Origin of the sequence: Nonomuraea candida (genome assembly GCF_000725485.1) — a bacterium.
Lineage (GTDB): Bacteria > Actinomycetota > Actinomycetes > Streptosporangiales > Streptosporangiaceae > Nonomuraea > Nonomuraea candida.
In genome coordinates this window covers 110,161-124,246 of record NZ_JOAG01000037.1, presented here as the reverse complement: position 1 = coordinate 124,246, position 14,086 = coordinate 110,161, and the positions used below count along the sequence as shown (strand labels likewise).

Annotated in this window: 10 protein-coding genes; 6 read left to right on the top strand and 4 right to left on the bottom strand. The window is 71.8% G+C overall.

The window, feature by feature from the left end; translation table 11 throughout:
• Positions 1-349: 349 nt before the first annotated feature.
• Complete coding sequence (locus IO39_RS31760; protein ID WP_043630698.1) at positions 350-2,038, top strand: ABC transporter ATP-binding protein; 1,689 nt, start codon at positions 350-352, stop codon at positions 2,036-2,038.
• A gap of 6 nt (positions 2,039-2,044) precedes the next feature.
• Positions 2,045-3,802 carry an ABC transporter ATP-binding protein gene (locus IO39_RS31755; RefSeq protein ID WP_043630695.1) on the top strand — a complete coding sequence of 586 codons (1,758 nt, stop codon included), beginning with the start codon at positions 2,045-2,047 and terminating at the stop codon, positions 3,800-3,802.
• Positions 3,803-4,095: 293 nt separating this feature from the next.
• Here the strand turns inward: IO39_RS31755 and IO39_RS31750 are convergent, their stop codons facing one another.
• Together IO39_RS31750 and IO39_RS31745 are read right to left on the bottom strand one after the other, a co-directional pair.
• Positions 4,096-5,709: an alpha/beta fold hydrolase gene (locus tag IO39_RS31750; protein WP_084773808.1), complete on the bottom strand. Its 1,614-nt coding sequence runs from the start codon at positions 5,707-5,709 to the stop codon at positions 4,096-4,098.
• A 219-nt stretch (positions 5,710-5,928) separates the two neighbouring features.
• On the bottom strand, positions 5,929-7,995 hold the full coding sequence (locus IO39_RS31745; protein ID WP_043630689.1) for a S9 family peptidase: 2,067 nt from the start codon (positions 7,993-7,995) through the stop codon (positions 5,929-5,931).
• A 33-nt stretch (positions 7,996-8,028) separates the two neighbouring features.
• Here IO39_RS31745 and mshB point away from each other — a divergent pair, with 33 nt between their 5' ends.
• From mshB to IO39_RS31730, 3 genes are read left to right on the top strand one after another with little or no spacing between them, the layout of a single operon-like run.
• Complete coding sequence (gene mshB / locus IO39_RS31740; RefSeq protein ID WP_043630687.1) at positions 8,029-8,934, top strand: N-acetyl-1-D-myo-inositol-2-amino-2-deoxy-alpha-D-glucopyranoside deacetylase; 906 nt, start codon at positions 8,029-8,031, stop codon at positions 8,932-8,934.
• 11 nt (positions 8,935-8,945) lie between these two features.
• Positions 8,946-9,362 (top strand): DUF6113 family protein, encoded by a 417-nt coding sequence (locus tag IO39_RS31735; protein WP_043630685.1) that lies wholly within the window; start codon positions 8,946-8,948, stop codon positions 9,360-9,362.
• Between the two features lie 17 nt (positions 9,363-9,379).
• Positions 9,380-9,874, top strand: coding sequence for a flavin reductase family protein (locus IO39_RS31730; protein ID WP_245642420.1), 495 nt, complete (start codon positions 9,380-9,382; stop codon positions 9,872-9,874).
• A gap of 56 nt (positions 9,875-9,930) precedes the next feature.
• Here the strand turns inward: IO39_RS31730 and IO39_RS31725 are convergent, their stop codons facing one another.
• Positions 9,931-10,905, bottom strand: coding sequence for a hypothetical protein (locus IO39_RS31725; protein WP_043630682.1), 975 nt, complete (start codon positions 10,903-10,905; stop codon positions 9,931-9,933).
• Between the two features lie 74 nt (positions 10,906-10,979).
• Here IO39_RS31725 and IO39_RS31720 point away from each other — a divergent pair, with 74 nt between their 5' ends.
• Positions 10,980-11,399 (top strand): hypothetical protein, encoded by a 420-nt coding sequence (locus tag IO39_RS31720; RefSeq protein ID WP_043630680.1) that lies wholly within the window; start codon positions 10,980-10,982, stop codon positions 11,397-11,399.
• 96 nt (positions 11,400-11,495) lie between these two features.
• Here the strand turns inward: IO39_RS31720 and IO39_RS31715 are convergent, their stop codons facing one another.
• Positions 11,496-13,997: a penicillin acylase family protein gene (locus IO39_RS31715; protein WP_043630677.1), complete on the bottom strand. Its 2,502-nt coding sequence runs from the start codon at positions 13,995-13,997 to the stop codon at positions 11,496-11,498.
• Positions 13,998-14,086: the final 89 nt, after the last annotated feature.

Below are 14,086 nucleotides of genomic sequence, written 5' to 3'. Positions count from 1 at the left end.
TTCGGCATCCTCTCCTCGGGCCGGCCCGCGCGTGGTGCGCGCCTTCGGCACCCATCCCTGAGACCTGCCCACATGTGGTGCGCCTTCCGCGCCCTTTCCTGAGGCCGGCCCGCGCGTGGTGCGCGCCTTCGGCATCCTCCCCTGGGACCGGCCCGCGCGTGGTGCCCACCTTTCTCACTCTCACCCTTACCTGCGGGTCGGGAACTGCCGAAAGGACCGAAGCCCGGTCGTCATGGCGCTCTCGCCGGCCCCGCCTGCTCGCCGGCCTGGGTTTGCTGAGACTCACGGGAGTCCGGACAACGAAAATGGTTTGCAGGGTGGTGGGGAGGCTTGTCAATGTTGTCAGGCTATGCGCTCCCTTCCCGAGGCCGATTCCGGCGTGCCCGACATCCGCAGCCCCCTCCACTACCTCTGGTGGACGGCGCGGCGGCAGACGCTTCCCCTTCTCATGGGCATCGGCTTCGCGATCCTGTGGATGCTGGTGCAGGCGCTCATGCCGGCCGTGCTCGGCAAGGGCATCGACGCCGTCACCGCCAAGGACACCGAGGGGCTGCTGCTGTGGTCGGGTGTCCTGCTCGGGCTCGGGCTGATCCAGGCGCTCAGCGGGATCATGCGGCACCGGATGGCGGTCTACAACTGGCTGGCCGCCGCCTACCGTACGGTCCAGCTCACCTCCAAGCACGCCGCCAAGCTCGGCGCCACGCTGCCGAAGCGGCTGTCCACCGGCGAGGTCGTGAGCGTCGGCAACTCCGACATCGCCCACATCGGCAACGCCATGGACATCCTGCTGCGCGGCACGGGCTCGGTCCTGGCCATCGTCGCCGTCACCGTGATCCTCATCTCGGCCTCGCTGCCGCTGGGACTGCTGGTGCTCTTCGGGGTGCCGATCATGGCCGCCGCCGTCGGGCCGCTGCTGCGCCCGCTGCACCGGCGCCAGCAGGCGCAGCGGGAGCTGTCGGGCGAGCTGTCCACCAGGGCCGCCGACATCGTGGCGGGGCTGCGGGTGCTGCGCGGCATCGGCGGGGAGCAGGTGTTCGCCGACCGCTATCGCTCCGGCTCGCAACGCCTGCGGCAGGCCGGGGTGCGCGTCTCGGTCGTCGAGTCGGTGCTCGAAGGCGCCCAGATCGTGCTGCCGGGGCTGCTCATCGCGATCGTCACCGGCATCGGCGCCACGTTCGCCGTCGCGGGCGACATCCCCACCGGGCAGCTCGTCTCGTTCTACCTGTACGCGGTCTTCCTCATCGGCCCCATGCGCACCCTCACCGAGGCGGCCGACAAGCTCACCAAGGGCCACGTGGCGGCCGGCCGGGTGATCGGCATCCTGTCGATCGAGCCCGAGGTCACCGGCGGCACCGGCACGAGCGAGGGCGGCGTGCTGCGCGACTCCTACAGCGGGGTGACGCTCCAGCCCGGCATGCTGACCGCCGTGGCCGCGGCCGAACCCGACGACGCCATCGTCATCGCCGACCGCCTGGGCCGCTACGCCGACGGTGACGTCACCTTCGGCACGGTGGAGCTGCGCACCCTGCCCATCGAGGAGGTCCGCTCCCGCATCCTGGTCGCCGACAACGGCGCCCGGCTGTTCAACGGCCGCCTCCGCGACGAGCTCGACGTGCGCGGCAAGGCCACCGACGAGGAGGTGCGCCGGGCGCTGCACGCGGCCTGCGCCACCGACATCGTCGAAGCCCTGCCCGACGGCCTCGACGCCGAGGTGGCCGAGGCGGGGCGGGAGTTCTCCGGCGGGCAGCAGCAGCGGCTGCGCCTGGCCAGGGCGCTGCTGGCCGACCCCGAGGTGCTCATCCTGGTCGAGCCCACCAGCGCCGTGGACGCCCACAGCGAGGCCCGCATCGCCGAACGCCTGGCCGAGGCCCGCGCCGGGCGGACCACCATGATCTGCACGACCAGCCCGCTGGTGCTGGACCGGGTCGACCACGTGATGTACGTGGCGGACGGACGCGTGCTCGCAGAGGGGACCCACCGGCAGTTGCTCGACAGCTCGCCCGAATACGCCGCCACCGTGACGCGCGGGGAGGACTGAGACCCGATGGCACGAGAGATCCTGCCGGTCGCCGATCGCAAACAGGTGCGCGCCTACGCCAGGCGGCTGACGCTGAAATATCCCCGGGCGCTCGCCACCGCTCTCGCCCTGCACGGCCTGGCCGCCGTCGCCGGGCTGGTCGTGCCCTGGCAGCTCGGCCGGCTGGTCGAGGACATCCAGCACGGCACCCCGGTCAACGTCGCCGTGGTCGCCGCCGCCATCGGGGTGTTCCTGCTGCTGCAGGGCGTCCTGACGAGGTATGCGGTGCTGGCCTCCGCCAAGCTCGGCGAGAAGGTGCTGGCCGAGCTGCGCGAGGAGTTCGTGGACCGGGTGCTCGGCCTGCCCCTGTCGACCGTCGAACGGGCCGGCTCCGGCGACCTCATCACCCGGACCTCCCGCGACGTGGACGCCCTGTCGCGGACCGTGCGGCACGCCGTGCCGGAGACGCTGATCGCCGTCGTCACGTTCACGATCACCATCGGCGCGCTGCTGCTGGTCAGCCCGCTGATCATGCTGCCGATGCTGGTGGCCGGGCCGATGATCGCGATCTCCACCCGGTGGTATCTGCGCCGGGCGCGCGACGGCTACCTCCGCGAGAACGCCGCCTACGCCGACATGACCGAAGGGCTGGCCGAGACCGTCGAGGGCGCCAGGGCCGTGGAGGCGCTGGGGCTGCGGGAGCGGCGGCGGCTGCGTACGGACCGGGACATCGCCCGCTCCTACGCCGCCGAGAGGTACACCCTGCGCCTGCGCACCACCTGGTATCCCGCCGTCGAGCTGGGCTACGTCATCCCCGTGGTGGCGGCGCTGCTGGTCGGCGGGCTCTTCTACACCAACTCGTGGGTCGAGCTGGACCAGGTGACCACCGCCACGCTCTACGCCCAGCAGCTCATCGACCCGCTCGACCGCTTCCTCATGTGGATCGACGAGCTGCAGGTGGGCGCGGCCTCGATGGCGCGGCTGCTCGGCGTGGCCAACGTGCCCGACGACCGCTCGGCCACCACGGCGCGGCCCGCCGGCGAGCTGCTGGAGGCGACCGACGTGCGGTACGCCTACCGCGAGGGGCGGGACGTCCTGCACGGCGTCTCGCTCACCGTACGGCCCGGGGAGCGGCTGGCCATGGTCGGGCCCTCCGGGGCCGGGAAGTCGACGCTGGGGCGGCTGCTGGCCGGCATCCACGGGCCGCGCACCGGCTCCGTCACCGTGGGCGGGGCGCCGCTGGTGGAGCTGCCGCTCGACGCCCTGCGCGGGCACGTCGCGCTCGTCACCCAGGAGCACCACGTCTTCAAGGGGACGCTCCGCGACAACCTGCTCATCGCCCGCCCCGACGCCCCCGACCCGGCCGTGCTCAAGGCCCTGGAGGCGGTGGACGCGCTGGACTGGGTGCAGGGACTGCCCTCGGGCCTGGACACCGAGGTCGGCTCGGGCGGGCTCGCCGTGCCGCCCGCCCAGGCGCAGCAACTCGCGCTCGCCCGCCTCGTGCTCGCCGACCCCCACACCCTGGTCCTGGACGAGGCCACCTCCCTCATCGACCCCCGGGCCGCCAGGCACCTGGAACGCTCGCTGGCCGCCGTCCTGGAAGGACGCACCGTGATCGCCATCGCCCACCGGCTCTACACGGCGCACGACGCCGACCGGGTGGCCGTGGTCGAGGACGGGCGGATCAGCGAGCTGGGAGCGCACGAGGACCTGGTGGCGGAGGGCGGCTCGTACGCGGCCCTCTGGCGCAGCTGGCACGGCACCCCCACGGCCACCCCCTCCTGACCCCACGACTGCCACTTCCTGGACCTCCACGATCGTCACCTCCTGGGCCCCCACGACTGCCACCTCCTGGACCTCCACGACCGCCCTCTCCTGGATCCCCACGACTGCCACCTCCTGGACCTCCACGACCGCCCTCTCCTGGACCTCCACGACCGCCCTCTCCCGGACACCCACGACCGCCCTCTTCCGGACACCCACGACCGTCACCTGCTGGCCTTCCACGCACCGCCGCCGCCTCCTCCTGACGCCTGAGATCACTCCCTTCTGGGCCTCACCACCACCCTTGGGGTGGGTCAGCAGTGGGTTTTGGGTGGGGGGAGGGTGCCCGTGGTGAGGTAGTGGTTGATGTGGTCGCGGGCGCAGGGGTTGGTGCCGTAGAGGGTGTGGCCGGGGCCGTCGTGGTGGATCGTCACGCTGCCCGGGACCTGGGAGAGGAGGCGTTCGGACGCCTCTGACTCGCCCCACGCGCCTGCTCCGAGCAGGGGCGGGAGGCTCTTGGGAAGGGCGGCGGGCGGGTTGGTGACCGGCACGGGCCAGCCGATGCAGCCGAGGGTGGCCGAGGCCAGGGTGTTGGCCGCGCCCGTGTCGGGGGCCGCCTTGCGCAGTCGGCTGAGGGCGGCGGTCAACTCCTTGTGGTCGGCGAAGCGGGGCCAGTCGGTGCATTCGGTGACCGGGGTGGCCTGGTCGGGGTAGCGGGCACCGCGGGAGGGCACGAAGTCGGAGGCGTCGCCCCTGCTCGCCTTCCTGATCGCCTGGGCCAGGCGAGGCCAGCCCTGGACGCCCTGACGGGCCAGGCCGAGGGCGAAGGACTGGAGGTCGGCCGTCCGGTAGGCGACGTTGGCCGTCTTGGTGGGGATGGGGGTGCGGTCGGCTTTGGCGATCAGCCTGCGCCAGAGGCCGGGCACGTCCTCGCAGCCGTTGGTGGCGCACCAGGTGAAGAAGCGCCGCATGGAGCGCTCGTTGGACCTCGCCGACTCCTCCAGCTCCCGGGACCAGTCGGCGGTGCTGTGGTTGAGCGTGCCGTCCAGGACCATCGTGCGGACGCGGCCGGGGAACAGGCGGGCATAGGACTGGCCGTAGAAGCCCGCGTAGGAGGCGCCGTAGTAGTTGAGCTTGTCGTCGCCGAGGGCCTGCCTGATCGCCTCCATGTCTCTGGCGTGGTCGGCCGAGCTCATGTTGGCGAACAGCTCGGGGTCTTTGAGCCGGCACGCTTCGGCGTAGCCGCGGTTGGTGTCGGACAGGCGGCCGAAGTCGGCGTCGTCCTCCGGGAAGTCGGCGATGGGGATGCGGGTCCACGCGCACGGCAGGCCCGTGCTGAGGCCCTGGAACTGCTCGCCGCCGTAGCCGCGGGTGTCCCACGTGACGATGTCCATGGTTTTGCGCAGCTCAGCCCACCAGTGGGGGAGGGACTGCGTCATCGCGATGCCGGGGCCGCCCGGACCGCCGTAGGCCACCAGGACCGACCCTCCCGCGTCTCCCGCGGCCTTCACGGGGCTCGGCCGGCCTCCCGGGTCTGCGGTGCTCTTCCGAGGGTTCGGTGTGCCTTGTGCGTCTGCGCGGCTCGGCTTGGCCTCCGCGCCTCCCGTGGCCTTCAGGCGGCCCAGCTTGAGGGTGATCTTGCGGCCGTCGGGTTTCTGCCAGTTGACCGGGACCTGGAGGTCGGCACACTCCATGCCGATCTTGTCATGGGGGCAGGGCTGCCACTTGAGCGTCGCGGCCCCAGGCCCTTCTGGTGGGGCGGCGGTCGCGGACTCTCTCGGCGGGGTGGGGATGGTGCTCCCAGCTGTGGCCGGGGCGGTGGAGGAGGCGATCGGCTTGGTTGCCGTGGTGGTTGCCGTGGTGGTGGCCGTCGCCGGCTGTGCGGCCGCGCTGAGCAGGGCGAGGGTGAGGGCGAGGGGCTTGAACATGGCGTTCACGATGCCGGAGCGGAGGGCCGGATCGCGTCAGACCAGGGTTTGGTCTTCGGAGGGGGCGCGTAGGACCAGGGGTTGTCAGACCGTGGTTTGCCCAAAAGGCAGACGACCGGCTCGGGGTGGTCGACAGTCTCGGGTCGTCGATGGTGGACGGCCGGCTCAGGTGGGCCGGCCCGGGCGCGGCTCGTGTGGCCGGGCCCGGGCCGGGAGAGGTCAGCCCAGGGACTTCTTCAGGAAGTCCACCTGCAGCAGGAGGAGGTTCTCCGCGACGACCTCCTGCGGCGTCATGTGCGTCACCCCCGACAGCGGCAGCACGCTGTGCTGGCGGCCGGCCGCCAGCAGGGCCGAGGAGAGGCGGAGGGTGTGGGCGGCCACGACGTTGTCGTCGGCCAGACCGTGGATCAGCAGCAGGGGCCGCTCCAGCTTGGCCGCGTCGGCGAACAGCGACGACTTCTCGTAGACCTCCGGCTGCTCGCCCGGATCGCCCAGGTAGCGCTCGGTGTAGCAGGTGTCGTAGAGCCGCCAGTCCGTCACCGGCGCGCCCGCCACCGCCGCGTGGAAGACGTCGGGGCGGCGCAGCACCGCGAGCGCGGCCAGGAAGCCGCCGAACGACCAGCCGCGGATGGCCACCCGCGTCAGGTCGAGGTCGTCGGGGTATTGCTCGGCCACGCCGTGCAGCGCGTCGATCTGGTCCTCCAGCGCGGGGGTGGCCAGGTCGTTGAGCACGGCGCGCTCGAACTCCGTGCCCCGGCCCGGGGTGCCGCGGCCGTCGGCCACGATGACGGCGAAGCCCTGCTCGGCGAACCACTGGCTCTCCAGGAAGGCGCCGCGCCTGTTGAGCACCCGCTGGGCGTGCGGCCCGCCGTACGGGTCCATGAGCACCGGCAGCTTGCCCGAGCCCTGCTCGTGCCAGGAGGGCAGCACCACGGCGGTGGCCAGCTCGCGGCGGCCGGAGCGGCCCAGCGAGACGCGCAGGTCGAGGCCGGGGCGCTCGGCGTAGGACGGGATCGGCACGGCCATGCCGTCACGGCGCACGACGGTGGTGGAGACGCCCTCGGCGTCGAGGCTCTGCTCGGTCAGCACGCCGACCCCGCCCGACATCCGCCCGGAGAACACCCCGGAACGGGTCGAGACGGGCAGCAGCGAGTGGCCGTCCCATGTCCACAGGTGGATCTCGGTCGGGTCGCCGCTCGCGCTGAACAGCACGCTGTCGTGGTCGACGTCGAGCACGGCCCGCACCTGGAGCGTGGGCGGGGTGACCGCGCGGTCGCCCACGAACAGCCGGTGGCCGCCCTCGGAGTTGGCCACCCAGACGAGGGAGCCGTCGTCGAGGTGCGCGGGCACGCCGGCGACGATGTCGACCCAGGCGGGGTCGGTGTCCTCGCGGACGAGCGTGGCGGCGCCCGTCGCCGGGTCGATCTCGAACAGCCGCATCGTGCGCTGGTCGCGGGTCAGCGTCACGATCGACAGCGCGTGGGAGTCCCAGGACGCGGTGGCGAGGTATTCCTCGTCGTACGGCACCGCCACCCGCGACCCGTCGAGCCCCAGCACGAACAGCTCGGTGCGGGCGTTGGGCGTGCCCGCGGCCGGGTAGCGCTGGGCCGCCGGCGGGCGGTCGGGGTTGGCCGGGTCGGCGATGTGCCAGACCTGGACGGGAGCCTCGTCGGCGCGTTCGACCAGCAGCGCGTCGCCCGACGGCGCCCACCAGTGGCCGCGCATCCGGTCCATCTCCTCGGCGGCGATGAACTCGGCCAGCCCGTAGGTCACGGTCGGCGACTCCGGCTCGGCCAGCGCGCGGTCCTCGCCCGAGAGCAGATCCTGCACGCGCAGCGCGCCACCGGTGACGTAGGCGACATGTCGCCCGTCGGGGGACAGGCGGGGGTCGATCACCGCGCCCGGCGTGTCGAGCCTGCGCGTCTGCCCGCTCGCCAGCTCCACCGTGTAGAGCCCGCCGGACAGGGCGAAGCAGGCCCGCGTCACGCCGGCGTCGGTGGCGTAGGCCACCACGCCGCCCGCCGCCTCGCGGCTGCGCTCGCGCCTGGCGCGCTCCTCCGGCGGCAGGTCCTCCTCGTCGGAGGAGTGGAGCGTGCGCGGGTCGACGACCAGGCGCTCGACGTGGGTGGCGGTGTCGAGCTCCCACAGACAGGTCACCGGGTCGGTGCCCGACCTGGTCCGCAGGAACACCACCCGGCCGCCGTCCGGGGAGATCGTGAAGCCTCTGGGCACGCCCAGAGTGAACCGGCGGGTCCTGGCAGACAGGCGCGGAAAGCTCTCGCTCATGGCGTCAATCCTGCCATTGCTAGGCTCGTGGGCATGACTGACCGACGGCTGCTGCTCGTGCACGCCCATCCCGACGACGAGACGATCGGCACCGGCGCGACCATGGCCAAATACGTCGCGGAGGGCGCCCACGTGACGCTGGTGACGTGCACGCTCGGCGAGGAGGGGGAGATCATCCCCAAGGACCTCGCGCATCTGGCCGCCGATCAGGACGACGCGCTCGGGCCGTACCGCGTCGGTGAGCTGGCCGCGGCCTGCCAGGCGCTCGGCGTCGAGGACCACCGCTTCCTGGGCGAGCCCGGCCGCTGGCGCGACTCGGGCATGATGGGCGCGGCCTCCAACGAGCACCCGCGGGCGTTCTGGCGCGCCGACCTCGACGAGGCCGCCGGAGAGCTGGTCAAGGTCATCCGCGAGGTACGCCCCCAGGTCCTGGTCACCTACGACGACAACGGCTTCTACGGCCACCCCGACCACATCCAGGCCCATCGGGTCGCGCGCAGGGCGTTCGAGCTGGCCGCGACCGCGGGCTTCGGCGCGGGCGAGCCGTGGCAGATCGCGAAGTTCTACCACACGGCCGTCGCCCGCTCCGTCATGCGGCGCGGGGCCGAGGCGCTGCGCGACTCCGGCGTCGACTTCCTCGTCGAGAACGTCGACGACATGCCGTTCGGCAGTCCCGACGAGGACATCACCACCGAGATCGACGCGCGTCCCTGGATCGGCAACAAGCTGGAGGCGCTGCGCGCGCACGCCACGCAGATCAGCGTCGACCCGCCCTGGTACGCCCTGTCCAACAACATCGGCCAGGAGGTGCTGGCCGTCGAGCACTACACGCTGGCCATCGGCGTGCCCGGCCCGCCCGTGCCGGGGCCGCCGGTCGAGTCGGGGGGCCTGGGCGAGCCGCACAACCGCGAGAACGATCTTTTCGCGGGCATCCACTAACCTCGTTCGACATGGAACATCGCAGCCAGGCCGAGTCGGCGCTGGGCGGCGCGGCGTACGGCATGCTGTTCGTGCTCGGGGTCGTCATGGCGGTCGTCGGCGGTTTCACCCATCCGGTGTGGCAGGCCGGCCCGGTCCCGGGCTCGGCGATCTTCTGGGTGCTGATGTTGTTCGGGGTCTGCCTGGGGGCGGGCAAGCTGATGCGAGCCCGGCTCGGGGCGATGGTGACGGCGCTCGGCTGGCTGCTGGTGACGATGCCGTTCACGCTGGAGCTGAAGGCCGGGGACCTGGTGATCGCGAGCGGTCCGCAGGGATACGTCTACCTGTACGGAGGATTGGTGGGCCTTGTCGCGGCCTATCTGCTCTCGCCCTCGTCGGGAGGGGGATCCTGGCTCCTGCGCGGGTACCCTCCGAATAATCAGACGTAAAGGCATAAAGTAACTAGGTGCATTCCATCGAGCGGCACGTGGACCCCGGAACGTACCGCAACGTCGTCGGCCGCTTCGCCACCGGAGTCGCGATCGTCACGACCAGGCTGGGCGACGTCGATCATGCGATGACCATCAACTCCTTCACCTCCGTGTCGCTCGATCCGCTGCTCGTGCTGTTCTGCGCGGAGAAGGTGGCCAGGTTCCACGAGGCGGTGCTGGAGGCGGGGGTGTGGGGCGTGTCGGTCCTGCCCGCCTCCATGGAGGACGCCTCGCGCTTCTTCGCCCACCGGGGCCGGCCGCTGAACGGGCAGCTCGCCCGGTGGCCGCACCATCGGGGGGAGTCGGGGGTGGCGCTGTTCGACGGGGCGATCGCCACCATCGAGTGCGCCACGACCGCGGTGCACGACGGCGGGGACCACTCGATCGTGGTGGGCGGGGTCACCGCGCTGGGCACGCCGTCGGACGGCCCGCCGCTGGTCTACCACGAGGGCCGCTACAAGTCCCTCTGACCCCGGACACGCATCGGGCCGGGCACGGGGCCCGGCCCGATGGACGTGCTGCGGCCCTACCGGCCGGTGGGAGTGGTGGCCGACTCCGACGGCGTGGCCGTCGGGGTGCCGGTCGCGGTCGGGCTCTCCGCGGGCGGCTCTGTGGGCTCTGTGGGCGGCTCGACGGGCGGCTCGGAGGGCGGCGGGCAGGTGGGGATCCCGGTGGGGCTCTCCGTGGGGCTCTCCGTGGGCTCCTCCGGCGGGAGGCCGTCGGTGGGAGTCGTGGTCGGGGTCTGCGAGGGGACCGTCGGCACGGTGCCGGACGGCGCCGGTGTGGCGGTGTCGGAGGGGGACGGCGTCACGGTGGGCGACGGCGTCCCGGAGGGAGTGACGCTTCCGTCCGGGGAAGGCGTGACGGTGGGCTCCTCGGGCGGGAGCGGGGTGCCGGTGGGCTCGACGTACGGCTGACAGGTGAACGTCTCCGTGACCGTCGGACCGGGCTCCGTGACGGTGACCGTGGGACCTGGTTCGGTCACCGTGACCGTCTCGCGGACGGTGACGGTCGGCAGCGGCGCCATGCTGACGCCGGGCTGCCCGCGTTTCTTGTACGTGCCGTAGCCCAGCCGGACCCGGGCGTCGCCCGAGCCGTCGAAGACCATGAGGTCTACGTCCGCCGTCTTGCACGACCTCCTCTTGCACACCCGCTGCTCGACGTTGAAGAACGCCGCGCCCTCATAGGCGATCGAGACGTTCAGGTAGGAGACGCCCCGTCTCTTGACCACCCGCGTCTTGGCGGTGTACTCCGCGTCCGTGGGCTGGGCGGTCGGGGTGGGGGCGGGGGTCTCGGTCGAGGTTCCGGTCGGGGTGGGGGTCGGGGTCGGAGAGGTCGCCGGCGGCGACGTGGAGGGGTCGCCGGCTAACGCCATCCGCGCGTTGGAAGGATTGTCGGTGAATCGTAGGGAATCGGCCGCTGACGTCTGGGTGATCGCGACTCCGCCGGCTCCTGCCAGTGCGACGGTGCCGAGCAGCGCGCCCAGGATGGAGAATCTCATAATCCTGCTCTTTGGGAGATTTCAGGACGGGGATCATTATTCCGACTTGTCAAGATTGGTCAAGACTCAGACGCATGGACAGGCGCTTCCGGTTCCGGCGGGCGATGAACTACGCCAACCTCTCCACGCCGCTGGGCCTGCTGATCGCGATCGCCGGCGGCGCGTCCAGGCGGCCCGGTCCCGACGGGCTCATCCTGGCCTTCGGCTACCGCCACCGCTTTCCCTTCGCGGCCGCGTTCACGGTCGGGAACGTGGTCCTGACCAGGAGAGACTCGCTCAGCGAGCGGCTGGTCCGGCACGAGGGGCGGCACTCCACGCAGTGGGCCTGGTGTCTCGGGCCGCCGATGCTGCCGCTCTACCTGCTGGCCATGCTGGTCTCGGTGATCGTCTCCGGGCATCAGGCCGCGTACAACGTGTTCGAGCGGCTGGCCGGTCTGGACGACGGCGGCTACCCGCACCGGCCGGCGCGGTGGCGGCGGCGCATGGGCTCCTGATTTGACAGTGCCGGGTAAAACCTCACATGCGGTGTGCCACAGGCCGAAAGCAGCCGGCCCCCGGTCGTGACGAACCGGGGGCCGGGCCCGGAAGGGTCAGGGGTTGAGTTTGAGGGTGTGGACGGCGGCCTTGCGCACCGACTCCGGATCGGAGCGCATGGGCAGCAGCTCGCCCCGCGCCCACGCCTCCGCCTGGTCCCAGTAGTTGTCGTGGAAGGCGTGCCCGGAGGCGCCCGTCAGGTTGATCCACTGCGACTTGTCCAGGTCGGACAGGTCGACGATCATGCGCATCGACGGCACCGCCGTGATCGAGTAGTTCTTCTGGACGTTCCAGCCCGTGGCGTTCACCGCGTCCTTGCCGCCCGCCACCGCCAGCGGCCCCCGGTTGAACAGGGCCTCGATGGGCGCGATGCCCGAGGTGCCCAGCGAGCCGTGGACGAGTTCGAGCCGGTGCAGATCGCCCCAGCGCCACGCCTTGATGTCCGCGCCCAGCAGGCCGGCCAGCTCGTGGTGGGCCGAGGCCAGCGCCTGGCGGAGGATGTCGTCGCGGGTCTCGTGGACGTCCTTGGTGGTCACGTCGTCCCAGAACGGGTCCTCGGGGGCCTCCAGCAGCCGCCTGACGACCTCGTACCAGCGGTCGCCTCCCGTGGGGCGGGCGGCCTGCGGCAGGTCGTCGCCGAAGGTCAGCACGAGCACCTGGCGCCAGACCGCGTTGAAGTAGGCGGCGGCGGCCGAGTCGAGGCTCTGCGCGCCGTCCCACGTCTTCAGCAGCTCCCTGGCCTGTACGCCGGGACCGGCCAGGTCCACCTCCATCAGCGCCGGGACGAGGACGTCGGCGAAGCCGTTGTGGTCGTCCCGCTGGATGCGGGCCATGGCGGCGGCGTCGATCGGGCCCTTCTGGATGGCCTGCTTGATGAGGGTGCGGATGCGCTCGGAGCGGTAGCCGTACGACCAGTCCTTGGTGAGCAGGGGCTGGTAGCGGGAGGGGTCGATGACGGCGTTGTTGGCGGTGACGATGAAGCCGTCGGCGGGGTTCTGGACGGAGGGGAGCTGCTCGTACGGGATGGGGGCGGCGCGCCAGTCGTACTCGCCGGTCCAGCCGGGCACCGGCCAGGTGCCGTCGCCGTTCTCGCGCACCGGGATCCGGCCGGGGGCCTGGTAGCCGATCCTGCCCGAGGTGTCGGCGTAGATGAGGTTCTGCGCGGGCACGTCGAACAGCGCGGCGGCCGACCGGAACTCCTCCCAGCCGCCGGCCCTGTTCAGCGCGAAGATGGCGTCGGCCGTGTGGCCGGGCGTCAGCGCCGTCCACTGCAGCGCCACCGCGTTGGCCTCGCCGCTGGGCTTGGCGTCGGGGATGACCTCGTTGATCAGCGGGCCGTGCCGGGTGCTCTTGACGGTGATCGTGACCGGGTCGCCGCCGGCCACCTTGATCTGCTCGCGCCGGACGTCCAGCGGCAGCCGGGAGCCCCGGTAGAGGTACGTGTCGCCGTCCACCTGCTCCAGGAAGAGGTCGGCCACGTCGGGCCCCAGGTTCGTGAAGCCCCACGCGATCTTGTCCGTGTGCCCGATGATCACCCCGGGCACGCCGGAGAACGTGAACCCCGTCACGTCGTACGGGCACTCCTGCGTGACCTTCCTGCAGTGCAGCCCCGCCTGGTACCACACCGACGGCATCTGCGCCCCCAGGTGCGGGTCGTTGGCCAGCAGCGGCTTGCCACCGGCGGTGTACTCGCCGGAGACCACCCACGAGTTCGACCCGATGCCGGCCCTGTCGGCCGTGCCCATCGTGCTCGGCACCGACCCCAGCGTGTCGGCCGCCTGGTCGAGGACCCGGTCGTCGACCGCCCGCCCGGCCCGCGGCCGCGGCTCGGCCCGCTGGTTGAAGCGGCCCCGCTGGATCGCGCCCTCGGTGACGATCGGCAGGTGGCGGTCGTACGGATAGCCGGGGTAGAGCTGCTCGACCCGCTCCTTCGGCAGCCTGGTCAGCGCGAGGGCGCGGTCGATCTCGTCCTCGACGTTGGAGCGCAGGTCCCATGCCATGGCCTTCAGCCAGGCCACGGAGTCGACCGGGGTCCACTTCTCCGGGTCGCCGCCGGCGCCCTGGATCTTGAGCAGGGAGTATTCGAGGCTGCGGTCGGAGGCGTTGGGGTTGGCGGCGAGCCAGGCGTTGACGCCCTTGGCGTAGGCGTTGAGGTAGTCCTGGGTCTCCTGGGCGAGGTTGGGCACCTCCTGCTCGGCCACCCGGCGCCAGCCCATGGTCCGCAGCGCCTTGTCGTTGGCCAGGGTGGCCTCGCCGAACAGCTCCGACAGGCGCCCGGCCGTCATGTGGCGGCGGAAGTCCATCTCGAAGAAGCGGTCCTGGGCGTGCACGAACCCCTGCGCCATGAAGAGATCGGCGGCACTGTCGGCATAGATATGCGGAATCCCAGATTTATCGCGATAAATCTCGACACTTCCGGTTAATCCCGGCAGCCGCAGCGACCCCTCCACCTGCGGAAACGACTTCCGCACGGTGTAGACGAAGACCCCCGCCAGCACCAGAACCAGTGCGAGAAGCACGGTCAACACCCGAGCGGACCACCGCAACGGCCACGGCATCCACGCATAGGGCCTCACCGCCACCTCCTTCTTGCCGAACCGCCATCAAGTCTGGCAGTTCGTGATCACTCCTCCGGACGCCCCGGCCG